The organism is Sphingobacterium litopenaei, from assembly GCF_014692495.1.
Taxonomy (GTDB): Bacteria; Bacteroidota; Bacteroidia; order Sphingobacteriales; family Sphingobacteriaceae; genus Sphingobacterium; species Sphingobacterium litopenaei.
The window spans coordinates 1-15,233 of sequence record NZ_JACOIJ010000001.1 but is presented as its reverse complement, the minus strand read 5'-3'; the positions used below and the strand labels follow the sequence as shown (position 1 = coordinate 15,233).

Below are 15,233 nucleotides of genomic sequence, written 5' to 3'. Positions count from 1 at the left end.
TACTTTAATCTAATGAAGGAATTGAAATCCCTTTTATTTTACGATACAAATCTACAGCATAGACATCGGTCATTCCTGACACGAAATCCAATACCGCACGTATTTTAGAATACGCATCTTCCTTATCTGTATGAAACTGTTCAGGTATCATAGCCACCAATTTCTTATCGAACATCGTTTTATTTGTTTTCAAATACGCTGGCACAAATTCTTCCAATAAAGCATTCATTACTTTATAACCTGCAATTTCTATTTGCACAACTGTCGGAGCATTATAGATACGTGCCACAGAAACTTTCTCAATCTTCTTCATTTGTTTCACGATTTCTGTATCTAAAGCATCCACTAATGAACTTTCAAAAGCTCCTGTAAGAAATTTATCTTGATTTTGGACAAATACAGAAGCACAACCTTGAATTAAGGTATTAATGGCTTTCGCTCGTAATAATTCAACTCTTGATCCTTTATCACCTAAACTTTCCAAACGCGCTTTCAGGCTTTCGCTACCACACAATGGAAGTAGCAAATCCTCAACCTCTTCGTAAGACAATATTTTTAAATGATGTGCATCTTCTAAATCAATGATATTATAACAAATATCATCTGCCGCTTCGACCAAATACACCAAAGGATGACGTAAATAGCCGTTTGGATTGGTAGGATCTTTTTGTAGGCCTAATTCCAGCGCTATTTTCTCAAATGATTCTCTTTCTCCTTCGAAAAAACCATATTTTTTGCGGTGATGATTACCTTTCACATGTCCATCAATCGCCGAGCAAGGATATTTTACGATGGATGCTAAGGTAGCATATGTCAATGCAAATCCTTTTGGATCTTTCCCATTGAAAGCATGTGTCAAAATACGCAATGCATTAGCATTACCTTCGAAATGGGTTAAATCTGACCATTGTTTTGGTGTAACCTGCTCCTGATATTTTTTTCCCTCACCTTCGGTAAAATAAGATGAAATCGCTGCCTCTCCCGAATGTCCAAATGCTGGATTTCCCAAATCATGCGATAGACAGGCAGCAGAAATAATATTTCCTACCTCTTGCAAATAAGGTACTTCTTCATCGATTTTAGGGTATTCTTGTTTCATCAAATTATAAAACAAACGCCCCAAAGATCGTCCTACCGAAGCGACTTCCAAACTATGAGTCAGACGATTGTGTACAAATACAGCTCCTGGTAAAGGAAAAACTTGTGTCTTATTCTGTAAACGTCGAAATGGCGAGGAGAATATTAAACGATCATAATCCCGTTGAAATTCAGATCTTGCATCAAATTGCTCATGTGACTCACGTCTTTCATAGCCCCACCGTTTAGCAGATATAAGTTGTTTCCAGTTCATTAAGATATCGGATTTTTTCAGCGACAAATATACGCTTTCTGACTTATAACATTAGTGCGCTATTTTTCATTTGGCTTGAGAAAGCCCATCAACAAATTAACCAAACCAATAGGCTGAATTAATAAAAATAGCCAAAACAAAGATCGGTAAATGGTTTCACGGCCGCTAACATTGTGGTAATCACTGCGTAAATCATGTACAGAATTATACGTTTGTGACTCTACAGCTTCTTGAAGAGAAAATGTATTATTGTCCCAAAGAATTAAGACTAAGGCTAATATTAAATACGATATTAAATGGAGATAAATCAGGCCTTCGCTATATAAAATTGAACCAAAAAAATGATAAAAGCCCCACAAGCAAATACCTATACCCACCACTAAATAAAGAAGCCATTTGGTTTCTATTAAATTCGTCTCCCAACCTGCATTAAGCACCAAATGATGCGTTTCATCGACAAAAATAAACGTATAAATGAATAACAGGATTGCCAAAAAAGCAAATGATAGGTAAACGTACTTTTTTTCCATACTCCTAAATATAATACAAAAATTCCTTTTCTTCATCTTGTCAACGTTTTTTCTTATTTTTAGCAAAAAGTATAATCAATTAGACTAATGAGCACTAGCTATATATTACCCGAGGTAGAGAAATTTGAAGGAAATCTAAACGGTAAGAACACCCACTTATTTACTTTAAAAAATAGAGCTGGAATGCAAATCGCATTGACAGACTATGGTGCAAGACTTGTTAGTGCTTTAGTACCCGACAAGAATGGCAATTTAATCGATGTGGTATTGGGATTTGATAGCATAGAAGGTTATCTAAAGGCTAAAGAATTATATCATGGTGCCACAATTGGTAGATTTGCCAACCGCATCGCTAATGGTAAATTCGTAATTGATGGACAAGAATACACCTTACCGCAAAACAATGGAACTAATTGCTTGCATGGTGGGCCAGAAGGATTTCATACGAAAGTGTGGGATAGACAAGTGAGTTTTCGTAAAAAAGTAACCTTTTATTATGTATCACCTGACGGTGAGGCTGGGTTTCCAGGGGAAGCAAAAATTTCGGTTACCTACGAACTAACTGATGATAACGAAATCATAATTAATTTTAGAGCGACTGCTGAGAAACGTACTATTATCAATTTAACGAATCATGCTTATTTCAATCTAAATGGAGAAGGAAATGGCGATATTCTGAATCATCTCGTTCAAATTAATTCGAACCTATTCATTGAAATAAATGAAAATCAGTTGCCATCAGGACATTTGAAAGATGTTACTGGAACAGTATTCGACTTTACACAAGAAGCTAAAATAGCGGATAGAATTGGTGCTGAAGACAATCAATTACATATTGCCAAAGGTTTTGACCACAGCTACATCAATGAAAATGCGTACTCTCAAGTAGCTGCGTCAGCTTATAGTCCTGAGTCAGGTATTACTTTGGAATTGTATACAGATTACCCTACTGTACATCTTTATTCTGGCAATTATTTATCAGATGATTTAGGTAAATCAGGTAAAAAATATTTAGAAAATGGTGGTTTTTGTTTCGAAGCGCAGCATCACCTCGATCATCCAAATCAGTCAGCATTCCCACAATTTATCTTAGAACCAGGGAAAGAATACAATTTCAATATGAAATATAAGTTCTGTATTCGTAAATAAAATTTCAAAACAAGCCAATAAGAGCGACATTGGAATATTATAAAAAAAATTAGGGACAACAGTGGTTGTCCCTTTCCTCATTTACCAAAATGAAATTATAGTGTATGTGTTAGGATTATCTGTCAATACGGATGAAGCTCCCTTCTTTGTCGAATACTAAATCCACATCATTCGTCAATTCTACATCAAAACCATTCAACTCTCTATCGATACCATTTATACCAGCTGATGCGTAATTAGTCGTAACATAATCAACAATTGTGGGTAAGATAAAAGCTGTATTAGGTAATGCTTGTGTGTCATTTCTCATTTCTACATCTTGCCATAAACCTGCATTATCAAATTTAATGTCAACACCATTATCTAATTTCACTTCATATTCATAAGATGACATGCCTTCTTTGTCTTTGACAGTGGAGATAATTTTAGCACTTCCAAAATATTCGTTTACGAAAGTTTTAGATACTGTTGGTAATTCTTCATTTGAAATTAACTGATCGTCTTTATCACATGAAGTCATTGTAAATACGACTGCAGATAACAAAGCGATTTTAGAAAATAAATTTTTCATAGTCTATATATTAGTGTGTTATTCAATAATTAATCATCAATACGTAAGAATTTTCCTTTAGAATTAAATTCCAGATCCAATCCATTAGACAATTCTACTTCATATTTAGAAGATTCTTTCGAGATTTTCACAATCTTGTTATTTGGAAAGCTCTTCGCTACATAAACTTTAATAGGCTGTGGAATTAACGCCGCAGGTACAGCTTTATGTTTCAAATCAATTTCTTTCCAATTTCCATTTTTGTCAAATTCAAATTCCGAGCCATCATTCATTTTTACTTCGTATGATTTTTTGAAAAGCTCATCTTCCATTTTGATATAGGAAATACCATTTGTAGCACCGTGCGCTTTTAAGAAAGTTTGCGCTTGCTTAGGCAATTGAGATAATTGAATAATTTTATCTTGGGCATTAACAGCTAAACTTGCTGCCATTAATCCTATTACTGAAAGTGTTTTAAACATTGTTTTCATCTGTTATCCTTTTGATTACACTACAAAATTCAGAACAGATTTGGGAAAGATTTGGGAAAATCGAACCTATTTAAAAAAAATTACTCAACTTTTTTAATTTCAAACACTTGCATATTATTTTGGTAAGCGTACTGAATCTTTAAAGTAGGGTATTTCTCCAGAATAGTATGCACAATAGACAGGCCTAGACCATTAGAATTATGATCTTGATTGCCTTTATAAAATCGTTCAAAGATATAATCTGGATTTAAGGCTCGCTCTGTGCTGGTATTGGAAACAGAAATAGCATTACTAGAAATATCTATAGCAATCGATCCCGATTTCAAATTATACTTAATTGCATTGCTCAACAGATTCGAAAATAAAATCTGCATCAAATCGGTATTCGCATCCACTAGGAACTCTCCCTTCTCCTGAAAATCCACTTTGATATCTTTGTATTGCAATACATCTTCGTAATCCATTAATAAATCTCGGACTATTGTATTAACTAGTACGTTATCGTTGCCGGCGTATTGTTGATTGTTGATACGTGAAAGCGTTAACAAACTCTTATTGAGGTTTACCATCCGTTGCAAAGAACGTTTTGCCTCTACGATTCGAACCGTATCATCTTCATTTAGATGGGAGTTTTCAAGCACAAGTTCGAGTTTGTTGATTCCAACAGCCAATGGTGTCTGTAATTCATGCGCAGCATTTTCCAAAAAACGCTTTTGATTATCAAAGACCTTTTCATTTTGTTGAATCATATGCGAAATATGATTGTTCAAGTCATTAAACTCGGAAACCGGTGAAGATACCGCTTCAAAACTGTTCGCTTTACCAAAACGATATTTGGAAAGATTCTTTAAAATTTGTTTGAAAGGTTGCCATGCACGTCCCAACATATAGTGGTTAATAATCAAAATACTCAACACAATAACCACGTACAGCACCAATAAAGAAATAGCCAGATTAATCAAAAAATCATCCTCTTCAACGGTGGAAGTGCGAATTTCCAAATGATAAGGTTTTCCTGATGCATCATAAAAGCCCGTACGTAAAATTCGGTAAGGCTCCTCTTCTGCATCATATGGCATGTAGATAAATTCTTTCGAGAATTTATTTTGGTCGACGGTTTCTTCCAGATTTTCGACCTTACGAATCACAAATTGATTGATACCAAATTCTTTGGATTCTTCAATCAGTTTTGGATTGCTATACACCTCACGGATAATAAGGATTTTTTGATTTTTCAGCCCATCGTCGATATTGTCATAGACTTCATCCATAATGACTGCATAGAACAATGCAGCCCACACAGCCATTACAATTAAGATAGCAATACTAACATATCTGTTGGTATAATTTTTTACAGAAATAGCCATTTAAATCAATTTATATCCCACACCGTACACCGCTTGAATATCACAATCGGCATTGGCAGATTTCAATTTCTTACGAAGGTTTTTTATTTGCGAGTAGATAAAATCTAAATTATCCGCTTGATCAGCATGGTCACCCCACACCGTTTCAGCTAATGTAGATTTTTCCTGTAATTTATTTGGACGAAGCATGAAATAGTAAAAAAGATCGTACTCTTTTCGATTCAAAGTAAGATTCACACCATTAATTTTCACCTCTCTAGTTTCGGGATTCAAGCTTACATTTTTGTATCGCAAAAGCTGTTCACCATCCTGTGCATTGCGACGAATAATAGATTTTAGTCGCGCCAATAATTCCGCAAAATGAAATGGTTTTGCTAAATAATCATCTGCTCCAATTTCTAATCCAGCAACTTTATCTTCTACAGAATCTTTGGCCGAAAGAATCAAAACTGAGCTTTTGACCTGATTAGCACGCATTTCCCTCAGCACATCCATTCCCGAACCTCCAGTAAGCATAATATCCAGCAATACACAATCATAAGGATAGTTCATCACTTTGTCCACCGCTTCCAAATATGTCGAAGCGGTTTCTACCAAAAACTTCTCTCCTTCCAAAAATTCACGAATGCCCTGTTGTAGTGCTAATTCATCTTCGACAATTAATACTTTCATAGCAGAAACAATATTACAATAAGAATTGGGAATATTTTAGGAATTTACCGAAATATTCGGACATAAAAAAGGGATGATTACTCATCCCTTTCTGTTTATTTTAGTGTGCCAAAAGCTCTGGCAATTCTTCTATATCAACATCTCCTGATTCAGAAATGGAAGTGAATTTGACCGGAACAATCTCATTAACTAACAATGGATCGTAAGGTGTACGTACTTTCACATAGTTTTTAGAAAATCCGTGCATATAACCATCCTTCTCATCTGATTCAAACAACACCTCTCCGATGGCACCCAAATTTTCTTCATAGAAAGCACGACGCTTTTTCTCCGAAAGGATATGCAACATCTTACTACGATCCGAACGTTGCGCTCCCGGTACGGCACCTTCCATCTGTGCCGCAATCGTGTTTTCACGTTCTGAATAAGTAAATACATGCAAATACGAAATAGGCAGATCATTCAAGAAATTGTAGGTATCGATAAAATCTTCTCGTGTCTCACCAGGGAAACCCACAATCACATCCACACCTATACAAGCATTTGGCATCAACGATTTAATTTTCGCTACGCGCTCTGCATACAACTCACGTTTATAGCGACGACGCATTTTTGCCAACACCTTGTTATTTCCCGATTGCAATGGCATATGAAAATGCGGAACAAAACGTTTGGACTGTGCTACAAATTCGATAATCTCATTAGCCAACAAATTCGGTTCAATCGATGAAATACGAATACGGTCAATACCTTCTACTTCGTCCAATGCCTTTACCAAATCCAAGAATTTGTCCTGACGTTTGCCATCACGAATACCGAAATCTCCAATATTCACACCCGTCAACACAATTTCTTTCACACCGGAAGCTGCAATTTCTTCCGCTTGACGCACAATATCTTCTATTTTACCCGAACGACTAGCCCCACGTGCCAATGGAATCGTACAAAATGTACATGAATAATCACATCCGTCTTGTACTTTTAGGAAAGTACGCGTACGGTCACCAATCGAATAAGCCGTCACAAATTGGTTCGTCTCATCAATCGGTGCATTATGAACAACCGCTTTCTCTTGTTTGGTCAAGTCATTGATATGCTCAATAATATTGAATTTCTCCGCAGCACCCAATACCATATCCACACCAGGAATTTCTGCGATTTCTTGCGGTTTCAATTGCGCGTAACAGCCTACAATTGTGATATATGCATTTGGCGAATATTTCAACGCTTCCTTCACCACCTTTCGACATTTCTTATCCGCATTGTCCGTCACCGAACACGTGTTGATTACATAAACGTCTGCTGGCGAATTGAATGGCGTGGTATCATAGCCTGCATCTTTGAACTGACGTCCAATAGATGAAGTCTCCGAAAAATTCAACTTACAACCCAGTGTATAGAAAGCTACTTTTTTATTCATAATAAGTTGCAAAAATACGCTTTTTTTTAGACTTACCTTTATAGTTATAAGATTTGAGATGCCAATGACATTTTTAAAAGTAAAAGCACTTTTTCCTTCCCGCTAATTTCAGTAGTTTTGAATATTCTAAAATCGTAGAAAATCTTTAAAACTTACTGAAACATGAAACAATATTTAGATTTACTAAAACACGTATACACCACAGGAGTGGACAAAACAGATAGAACGGGTACGGGTACACGCAGTGTTTTTGGTTATCAAATGCGTTTCAATCTTCAAGAAGGTTTTCCGATTATAACGACTAAAAAACTGCATTTACGGTCGATTATCCACGAATTGATTTGGTTTTTGAAAGGAGAAACTAATATCAAATACCTTAAGGATAATGGGGTAAGCATTTGGGATGAATGGGCAGATGAGAACGGTAATTTAGGACCGGTATACGGTTCGCAATGGCGCTCTTGGCCAACACCGGATGGCAGACATATCGACCAAATCACGCAAGTGATTAATCAGTTGAAAAATTCACCGGATTCACGCCGTATTATTGTCTCAGCGTGGAATGTCGCGGAAATCGAAAACATGGCTTTGCCGCCTTGTCACGCTTTCTTCCAGTTCAATGTAGCTCCCGCACAACCAGAAAAAGGAATTTTGAAACCGCAACTTTCCTGTCAATTGTACCAACGTTCTGCGGATATTTTCTTAGGAGTACCGTTCAATATTGCTTCTTATGCGCTATTGACGATGATGGTAGCGCAAGTATGTGATATGGAAGCTGGTGAATTTATACATACGTTTGGGGATGCCCATATCTACAGCAATCACTTCGAACAGACAGAATTGCAATTGTCTCGTGAGCCAAAACCGCTTCCTACAATGAAAATCAATCCAGAAGTGAAGGATATTTTTGATTTTAAATTTGAGGATTTTGAGTTGGTGGGTTATGAATTCCATCCGCATATCAAAGCTCCGGTGGCGGTATAGAGCTTTAGAGAATGAGATAATTTGGAGATTTGAAAATTAACAATCAATGAGTGATACTAAAATAACATTAATCGTAGCTGCTGCGGAAAATAATGCCATTGGCAAAAACAATCAGATGCCTTGGCATTTGCCGAATGATTTTAAATACTTTAAGAAAAATACCTTAGAACATTCTGTCGTGATGGGTCGCAAGACTTTTGAATCGATTGGAAAACCACTTCCTGAGCGTCGCAATATTATTTTGACGCGTGATATGAACTATAGCCACGATGAAGTGGATGTAGCGAATAGTGTGCAAGAGGTATTAAACTATTGCCGTGACGAGCGCGAAATCTTTATTATCGGTGGTGCAGAAATCTACAAGCAAACTTTGCCTTTAGCAGATAAAATATTGTTGACTCGTGTACATACCACAATAGATGGCGATGCGTATTTCCCTGAATTATTAGATCATGAATGGAAATTAGTAAGCGCTGAAAAGCACGAAAAAGACGAAAAACACACTTTTGATTATACGTTCGAAGTATACGAAAGAGCGTAATAATATTTAACTTTCCTTCCAAAACAAACTCCCCGATACTTTTGGAAGGAAAGAATTTTTAAGAACCAATAAAATATTGAAATTATGCCTGTTGATTTGTCAGAAATCTTAGTAATTGGAGTTTCAAGTAGAGCTCTATTTGATCTTGAAAAAGAAAATCAAATTTTCGAAAGTGAAGGTATTGCAGGATATAGGAAGTTTCAGCAGGAAAACGAAAATGAGCCTTTAAATCCAGGAACTGCGTTTCATTTAGTTCAAAGCTTGCTACATTTAAACAATGATGCTAAAAAAAGGATTGTAGAGGTTGTAGTAATGTCGTGAAATAGTCCAGAAACAGGAGTAAGGATAATGAACTCAGTCAGACAATACAAGTTAGATATTTCTAGAATGGCTTTCAGTGGAGGTGAGCCATTAGCCCCCTATATTGATGCATTTGATATAGATTTATTTCTAAGTAAAGATTCAAAAGATGTTCAATCTGTAATAGATTCCAAACAATGCGCTGCAGCATATATATATTCTCCTCCTACAGAGTTTAAATCAACTGATAATAGAGTGAAAATAGCTTTCGATGCTGATGCTGTAATATTCTCAGATGATTCCGAAAGCAGATATAAAAAAGAAGGGTTAGATGCTTTTCATAAATTTGAACTAGAGAATGAAGATGTCGAACTTGGTGAAGGTCCGTTTGCAAAACTTCTTATTAAACTTTCAAAAATTCAAGAACAATTTCATACAACTATTGAATTATCACCTTTGAGACTAGCGATAGTAACTGCAAGAAATGCACCTGCTCATATGAGAGTTATTAAAACATTAAGAAAATGGGGGGGGGTATACGTTGATGAAGCTTATTTTTTAGGAGGTCTTTCAAAAGATAAAGTTCTTAAAGCTTTTGGTGCTCATATTTTCTTTGATGATCAAGATGTTCATCTCAAAGACTCTTCAAAATATGTTCCATCGGGTAGAGTTCCTTATGCATCTGACTCTCCTTTATATACCCCTGATATGGAAAACATAACATTAATTAAAAATCAATAATTAAAGACACCATGCCTCCTACCATCCGACAAGAACAACCCAAAGATATCCAAGCGGTTTATCAAATTAATAAACAAGCTTTTGAACAAGAAGCTGAAGCAAATTTAGTCGATGCTTTGCGTCACAGTGATACTTTTATACCCGAACTTTCATTAGTTGCAGAACTAGATAATCAACTGGTTGGGCATATACTTTTTACCAAGATTAAAATTGTAAATGGCGATTCAGCAATCGAATCTTTAGCGTTAGCGCCAATGGCAGTTAGTGCGGATTTTCAAAAGCAAGGCATTGGCGGACAACTCATTCGCGAAGGATTAAAACGTGCGGAGGAATTAGGTTTTGGTTCTGTTATAGTCCTGGGTCATGAACATTATTACCCGAAATTTGGTTTTGAACCTGCGTCCAAATGGGAAATTAAAGCGCCTTTTGAGGTACCTGATGAAGTTTTTATGGCACTTGAATTAATTCCAAACGCCTTAGAAGATGTAAATGGAACGGTACAATACCCAAAAGAATTTAATGAGGTTTAAAATATATTATAGATGAAACCACTGAGAAAATCTGAAGCCCATGATTTTGGATAATACGAAAGCACTCAAACTATTAGAAAAGAAAAAAATATTAGAGGCGCTCAAAGAATATAATAAATCAAGCAATTAGTAATGTAGGGCACATTTTTAGTCATTTATAATGCTTATTTTTACGTCTAAAAATTAGCTTAGCCTACATATACACTATGGAATTAACAAGTCTATTCGAACAGAGCACACAAGAACTAAACAAGAAACTAAAACAACTTAAAACTGAAAAAATCATTAATGCCGTACTTGTAGGATTCACCATTGGCGTTTTTGCTTTCAGTGCCTTCAAAGGAGGATTGGGATTCGGATCAATTTTGACATTATTAGTAGCCTATTTTTTCATCAGGAATGCAAACAAAAGCAATACGCTTGCCAAAGAAATAGAAAAAGAACTTGAATTGCGAAATGCAAAATAAATTATCAAAACCATTTTATTCGGATAAAGAAAACGATTGGGAAATAATAGATGCCCATGTAAAACGAAAAATCTGTGTCTATACGCCAGATCTTATGCTGGTCAAAGTCAGATTTACAAAAGGAGGCATTGGCGCATTACATCAGCATCCGCATACTCAAATCTCTTTCGTACAATCGGGTAAATTTAAATACACCATAGGGGAAGAAACAAAAATTATAGAAGCCGGTGATAGCTGTATTATTCAAGGAAATATAATTCACGGATGTGAATGTCTTAAAGATGGAGAGCTTATTGATAGCTTTTCCCCTTATCGAGAAGATTTTATTTAATGCACAAAGGCTTCCTTAATGGAAGCCTTTGATCTTTATTTGCCTAATTTTTTGAGTTCACGTTTAGAAAGTTCTTTTTGAATAATCTCATCCGAAAGCTGAACTTCGTATTTTTGTTTTCCTTCAAGATTTATATTTCCAGCATTAGTTATAAATAGTGGATTTACCCAACCATAATAACTTTCTGCTGTAGTTACATTTTTGTTTTCTTCAAATATTTGGTCTACATTCTTTAGGTAATAGACAGAAAAAGAAATAGCATATTGATTATTACCACGCTTCATATTTCTACCGAGCTCTTGTCCAGGAATGACTGTCTCCCCTACTCTTACATTAATACTTCCTTTAGCAAAACCCGAATACATAGCCAAGGTACCATCTTCATGCTCAATGATTATTTTATTGGATTCTGAAGAATAAGAAACACGCTCTTCATCGATTTCTTCTTTATCATTTTCTACTTGTAACACCAATCCTTTGCGCGAAGCGGTCACTACCGATTGTTCTTTCGTTACTAAGTAAAATACTTTCCAATCCTCAGGTTGTTTGCTTCCAAAATATTTAGAACGTAAAAATCCGGCTTCTCGTACTGCTACTTCTGTTGAAACAGGATAGGGTAAAGCGTAAACAAAATCCTTCGAGATTTTGGGATTCAATTTACCTCTCACATACCTGTATGTGTACGAATAAGTTATAGACTGGTCTTTATTGATAGGTTGTAATGTTACGATATTTCCAGAAAAACCATTAACAGTAAAAACCGTATTCCGCAATGAACTATTGGATAGCTCTTTGAATTTAAGGATGACGGTTGAAGAACCAGCTTCCATCTTCTCACATTCAATATCTATAGATTTATCCGAATTTCGTTTTGAAGATAATTTTAAATTTCCTTCTTGAGCCGTTGAGACCAAGACTATCAATATTAAGAAAAAGGATAGTAAATTTCGCATGAATATAATTGTAGTATCTTCTTAAATATAAATAAATTTTTCCTAGATAAAAACATTATGCCATTAACGGATCTGAAATACTAGGCTGACCATTCTCTATTCTACCCGCGTACTGTCTCTCCCAACCGTCAGCTTTTAAGGTAAAATCATACCAGCGACCATATTCCTGTGTATCAACTTCCAAGGTCATGGATTTTTTTGATTTCAGAGACACGGTCAGTTTTTTGCCTGTATAAGCATTATAACAATCGATATTTTGTGTACCTCTGCCTGTATTTTCCAGTTGTAAAATAAGATTACTTTTAGCAGAATAACTTACCGTTACCTTAATGTGGGTTTTATCGTGCGTACTCTGATATTTTCTATAAAATCCATTTGGTCCATGTACGGCGAGGTTATATGTACCCTTCTCTGCCTTTCTCCAAAGGTGATTTATTTTATCACCCGCTTTTACAGCAAAAGATTTACTAAAACGGTTCATGCCCGACAGATCATATACATTGAAAGCACATGCCAAAGCTTTCGTTCCAAAGAGCTTATCTGATGCTTCAAAAGTCAATTCTACTTGCCCCTGTTGCTGAGATTCATGAACATATAACTCATAATGCAATGCATTGGAAGGTTTGGTACCTTGCTCTTGAAAAGGCAGCTGCGGTAGTTTTTCCCCTGCCTTTATCTTTTCTACTTCTGCGGGAGTAAATTCTTTGTAGCCATCTGGAAGGGGTTTATTCTTAGCACTATTTATTTCCGAAATCTGCCGTTTCATATCCAGAAAATCTGGCAAATTCATTTTCTCTTGTGAATTGTATGTTCGGAACACCGAGGTTAAATCCCCCGTAATAGCTCTGCGCCATTTAGAAATATTTGACTCTAAAACATTCTTATTATACTTTTTATTCAGAAACACTTCCAAAAACTGAATAGTGGAAGTAATATCACATACTTCGGAATTAACCCATCCACCTCTTGTCCACGGTGACGCTACAATAAGCGGAACACGATAGCCCAATCCTACTGGCCCTTCCGTGGCATTGGATTCACTTACTCCCGAAGCCAATTCCTGTTCTTTGGTTACATATTCTGTCAGCAAATCTGATTTTAAATCTTCCGATACCATACCTGAAGTAATATCTGATGGTTTAGGCGCTACGAAAGGAGGAATATGATCAAAATACCCATCGTTTTCATCGTAATTGAGAATAAAGATGGTTTTCTTCCATACTTCTGGATTCTTGGTCAAAATATTCAATATTTCCGAAACATACCAAGCACCATACATCGGTGCACTTGGATGATCGGAGAAATGTTGAGGAGCGACCAACCAACTTACTGTAGGTAATTTGCCTTGTTCTACATCCTGGCGAAATTGATGCAATACATCACCTTTTGGCACACGAATCGTAGTACCTTCGAATTCTATTTCTTCTGTTTCGTGATAAAAAGGCTCTCCTTCATTGGTTTGAAAAGCTCGTTCGTGTAATTCTTTTTCAAAATCTGACAACTTAGCATAGTTTTCCGCGGAATATTGTTCCGCCTCACGTTTGAAACTTTCTAACTGATTCTGTTTTTGCGTCAGCGTATTTTTAACCTTTTGGGCATTTGGATCAGCAGCAAGTTCTTTTTCCAGTGCTTCTATTTCTGCTGGAAGCTCCTTTATTCTACGTTGGTAGAACTCGATATGGCTTTTCTTAAAACGTACATTGTATTGCTCAAACCACTCCAAGTTATTGTCCGTAAAATTGCCCAATAATCCTTCGTCATTACCAGACACTTCATTTTGTAAGCTAATTTCGTTCTGATAAACTTTCCAATTGATTCCGCTTTCCTGCAGGCGTTCGGGAAAAGTTTTCCAGCTCGCCATGTTGTTATAATAGGTATCAGAATTGCGCACTAACGGTTTTAAATCAGCAGACTCCGTACATTTACCTGTCCAAAAATAATGGCGGTTAGTCGTTGTTCCTGTGATAGAGGAGCAGAAATGCTGATCGCATATGGTGAAAGCATCCGCAAAAGCATAATAAAATGGAATATCCTCGCGTGTGTAATACCCCAATGTCAGCGGTAAATATTTATATTCTTTGCGACCAGATTGTTTCCAATCCAACCATTTATCAAACTTACCTTCATTCCAGGCTCCGATCTGATTTTCCCATGAATGGGGTAAATCACCACTCCAACTTGCCTTCGAATTTTTGATGTCCATGCGAAATGGTGCGAATGTATGTCCTTGCTTATTCGATTGAAGCCAGACAGGATTACCATTTGTAAGCGTGATGGCACGACGATCATTAAATCCTCGCACGCCTCGCAATGTACCAAAAGAATGGTCAAAAGAACGGTTTTCCTGCATCAACAAAACGATGTGTTCGGCATCTAAAAAGGTCGAACCTTCAATAGGGTCTATGGCCAATGCCGCTTCAATAGATTTGGGTAAATGTGAAAATATTCCGAATGAACCAGCTAATATTCCAGCTTTTTTAATAAATGATCTTCTGTTTTCCATGCAAGAGAAACATATTGGTTATAATGTGTACAAGATATAAAACCTTCAAAAGAAAATATAGTAAAATCTATTAGAAGCTGTACAAAGATGAAGTAAATAATAAATTATAGATCAATAAAGATGAGCCTCTAGGCAGAGAACTCCCCTAACACACACACTATTATTATTTGAAAGGAATAATCAATTTAAAAATATCGAATGAGTTCTTAATAAAGAGGGTGTAAATTAAACTGTGTCATTAAATAAATACTTATTTTTAGACACAGTATAATGAACAACGAGAAATTTGATTTTGAGCGCTTCAAAGAAGAAGCTATGAAAGGCCTTTACGAAGGCAAAAAGATGGGTGGTAC

Annotated in this window: 15 protein-coding genes and 1 pseudogene; 7 read left to right on the top strand and 9 right to left on the bottom strand. The window is 36.1% G+C overall.

Annotated elements, in window-relative coordinates; all coding sequences use genetic code 11:
* Positions 1-4: 4 nt before the first annotated feature.
* Both H8B04_RS00080 and H8B04_RS00075 read right to left on the bottom strand, forming a co-directional pair.
* A complete protein-coding gene (locus H8B04_RS00080) occupies positions 5-1,351 on the bottom strand; it encodes a deoxyguanosinetriphosphate triphosphohydrolase (RefSeq protein ID WP_165292226.1) in 1,347 nt (448 codons plus the stop codon).
* A 59-nt stretch (positions 1,352-1,410) separates the two neighbouring features.
* Positions 1,411-1,881, bottom strand: coding sequence for a hypothetical protein (locus H8B04_RS00075; RefSeq protein ID WP_165292225.1), 471 nt, complete (start codon positions 1,879-1,881; stop codon positions 1,411-1,413).
* Positions 1,882-1,968: 87 nt separating this feature from the next.
* Between H8B04_RS00075 and H8B04_RS00070 the strand changes: the two genes are divergently transcribed.
* Positions 1,969-3,030 (top strand): aldose epimerase family protein, encoded by a 1,062-nt coding sequence (locus H8B04_RS00070; protein ID WP_190301071.1) that lies wholly within the window; start codon positions 1,969-1,971, stop codon positions 3,028-3,030.
* Positions 3,031-3,145: 115 nt separating this feature from the next.
* Here the strand turns inward: H8B04_RS00070 and H8B04_RS00065 are convergent, their stop codons facing one another.
* From H8B04_RS00065 to mtaB, 5 genes are all read right to left on the bottom strand, one after another.
* Positions 3,146-3,601 (bottom strand): PepSY-like domain-containing protein, encoded by a 456-nt coding sequence (locus H8B04_RS00065; RefSeq protein ID WP_190301070.1) that lies wholly within the window; start codon positions 3,599-3,601, stop codon positions 3,146-3,148.
* A gap of 29 nt (positions 3,602-3,630) precedes the next feature.
* Positions 3,631-4,071: a PepSY-like domain-containing protein gene (locus H8B04_RS00060; RefSeq protein WP_165292222.1), complete on the bottom strand. Its 441-nt coding sequence runs from the start codon at positions 4,069-4,071 to the stop codon at positions 3,631-3,633.
* Between the two features lie 80 nt (positions 4,072-4,151).
* Positions 4,152-5,438, bottom strand: coding sequence for a sensor histidine kinase (locus tag H8B04_RS00055; RefSeq protein ID WP_190301069.1), 1,287 nt, complete (start codon positions 5,436-5,438; stop codon positions 4,152-4,154).
* Positions 5,439-6,110: a response regulator transcription factor gene (locus tag H8B04_RS00050; RefSeq protein WP_190301068.1), complete on the bottom strand. Its 672-nt coding sequence runs from the start codon at positions 6,108-6,110 to the stop codon at positions 5,439-5,441.
* A gap of 100 nt (positions 6,111-6,210) precedes the next feature.
* On the bottom strand, positions 6,211-7,530 hold the full coding sequence (gene mtaB / locus H8B04_RS00045; protein ID WP_165292219.1) for a tRNA (N(6)-L-threonylcarbamoyladenosine(37)-C(2))-methylthiotransferase MtaB: 1,320 nt from the start codon (positions 7,528-7,530) through the stop codon (positions 6,211-6,213).
* 162 nt (positions 7,531-7,692) lie between these two features.
* Between mtaB and H8B04_RS00040 the strand changes: the two genes are divergently transcribed.
* The 6 genes and pseudogenes from H8B04_RS00040 (at position 7,693) to H8B04_RS00015 (ending at position 11,424) form a co-directional block, all read left to right on the top strand.
* On the top strand, positions 7,693-8,514 hold the full coding sequence (locus H8B04_RS00040) for a thymidylate synthase (RefSeq protein WP_165292218.1): 822 nt from the start codon (positions 7,693-7,695) through the stop codon (positions 8,512-8,514).
* 46 nt (positions 8,515-8,560) lie between these two features.
* Entirely contained in the window at positions 8,561-9,055 is a 495-nt protein-coding gene (gene folA, locus H8B04_RS00035; RefSeq protein ID WP_165292217.1) for a type 3 dihydrofolate reductase, read from the top strand.
* Positions 9,056-9,139: 84 nt separating this feature from the next.
* Positions 9,140-10,096: pseudogene (locus H8B04_RS00030) on the top strand (5'-nucleotidase).
* 11 nt (positions 10,097-10,107) lie between these two features.
* Positions 10,108-10,626, top strand: coding sequence for a GNAT family N-acetyltransferase (locus H8B04_RS00025; RefSeq protein WP_165292216.1), 519 nt, complete (start codon positions 10,108-10,110; stop codon positions 10,624-10,626).
* A 206-nt stretch (positions 10,627-10,832) separates the two neighbouring features.
* Positions 10,833-11,093, top strand: a complete 261-nt coding sequence (locus H8B04_RS00020) for a hypothetical protein (protein WP_165292215.1) — start codon at positions 10,833-10,835, stop codon at positions 11,091-11,093.
* Positions 11,083-11,424: a cupin domain-containing protein gene (locus tag H8B04_RS00015; protein WP_190301067.1), complete on the top strand. Its 342-nt coding sequence runs from the start codon at positions 11,083-11,085 to the stop codon at positions 11,422-11,424. Before H8B04_RS00020 ends, H8B04_RS00015 begins: the two co-directional genes overlap by 11 nt.
* Before the next feature lie 35 nt (positions 11,425-11,459).
* Here the strand turns inward: H8B04_RS00015 and H8B04_RS00010 are convergent, their stop codons facing one another.
* Together H8B04_RS00010 and H8B04_RS00005 are read right to left on the bottom strand one after the other, a co-directional pair.
* The gene (locus tag H8B04_RS00010; protein WP_190301066.1) at positions 11,460-12,377 is read right to left on the bottom strand and encodes a hypothetical protein; all 918 of its coding nucleotides are present in this window, start codon (positions 12,375-12,377) and stop codon (positions 11,460-11,462) included.
* Between the two features lie 55 nt (positions 12,378-12,432).
* Positions 12,433-14,880, bottom strand: coding sequence for a phosphocholine-specific phospholipase C (locus tag H8B04_RS00005; protein WP_190301065.1), 2,448 nt, complete (start codon positions 14,878-14,880; stop codon positions 12,433-12,435).
* Positions 14,881-15,233: the final 353 nt, after the last annotated feature.

Bases quoted from the DNA above. Each gene is read 5' to 3' on its own strand.
- H8B04_RS00080 (WP_165292226.1), bottom strand. From the start codon at position 1,351: ATGAACTGGAAACAACTTATATCTGCTAAACGGTGGGGCTATGAAAGA.
- H8B04_RS00075 (WP_165292225.1), bottom strand. From the start codon at position 1,881: ATGGAAAAAAAGTACGTTTACCTATCATTTGCTTTTTTGGCAATCCTG.
- H8B04_RS00070 (WP_190301071.1), top strand. From the start codon at position 1,969: ATGAGCACTAGCTATATATTACCCGAGGTAGAGAAATTTGAAGGAAAT.
- H8B04_RS00065 (WP_190301070.1), bottom strand. From the start codon at position 3,601: ATGAAAAATTTATTTTCTAAAATCGCTTTGTTATCTGCAGTCGTATTT.
- H8B04_RS00060 (WP_165292222.1), bottom strand. From the start codon at position 4,071: ATGAAAACAATGTTTAAAACACTTTCAGTAATAGGATTAATGGCAGCA.
- H8B04_RS00055 (WP_190301069.1), bottom strand. From the start codon at position 5,438: ATGGCTATTTCTGTAAAAAATTATACCAACAGATATGTTAGTATTGCT.
- H8B04_RS00050 (WP_190301068.1), bottom strand. From the start codon at position 6,110: ATGAAAGTATTAATTGTCGAAGATGAATTAGCACTACAACAGGGCATT.
- mtaB (WP_165292219.1), bottom strand. From the start codon at position 7,530: ATGAATAAAAAAGTAGCTTTCTATACACTGGGTTGTAAGTTGAATTTT.
- H8B04_RS00040 (WP_165292218.1), top strand. From the start codon at position 7,693: ATGAAACAATATTTAGATTTACTAAAACACGTATACACCACAGGAGTG.
- folA (WP_165292217.1), top strand. From the start codon at position 8,561: ATGAGTGATACTAAAATAACATTAATCGTAGCTGCTGCGGAAAATAAT.
- H8B04_RS00025 (WP_165292216.1), top strand. From the start codon at position 10,108: ATGCCTCCTACCATCCGACAAGAACAACCCAAAGATATCCAAGCGGTT.
- H8B04_RS00020 (WP_165292215.1), top strand. From the start codon at position 10,833: ATGGAATTAACAAGTCTATTCGAACAGAGCACACAAGAACTAAACAAG.
- H8B04_RS00015 (WP_190301067.1), top strand. From the start codon at position 11,083: ATGCAAAATAAATTATCAAAACCATTTTATTCGGATAAAGAAAACGAT.
- H8B04_RS00010 (WP_190301066.1), bottom strand. From the start codon at position 12,377: ATGCGAAATTTACTATCCTTTTTCTTAATATTGATAGTCTTGGTCTCA.
- H8B04_RS00005 (WP_190301065.1), bottom strand. From the start codon at position 14,880: ATGGAAAACAGAAGATCATTTATTAAAAAAGCTGGAATATTAGCTGGT.